This window comes from Crenobacter sp. CS_VA4 (assembly GCF_055597485.1).
Genome location: NZ_JBVMAE010000116.1, coordinates 1 through 280 on the forward strand (window position 1 = coordinate 1; position 280 = coordinate 280).

Here is a 280-nt window from a genome sequence, read left to right on the forward strand (position 1 = left end):
ATTACTTCAACGCCAGCCTTGCTAAGCACCCGGACAAGCCTCGCGAACAACTGTTGCAGTTCTTCAGCGACCTTGCCGGCCGTGCCGCACGACCAGGGTATCGAGGTTGCCCATTCGTGAATATCGCGGTGGAATTTCCTGACCCAGCCCACCCCGCTCGCCGGATGGTGGCGCAAAACAAGACGCAACTGATGTCGCGCTTGTTGGAATTGGCGAAGCAGGTCGGGGCCCGCGACGCGCAAGCCTTGGCCAATGGCCTGGCTTTGCTGATTGAAGGCGC

The 280-nt window shown here is 60.4% G+C and carries 1 protein-coding gene; it reads left to right on the forward strand.

From position 1 onward, the window contains the following. Positions 1–280: TetR family transcriptional regulator C-terminal domain-containing protein (locus tag ACZ2IA_RS22945; RefSeq protein ID WP_470294897.1), on the forward strand; the 280-nt coding region annotated here is incomplete at both ends.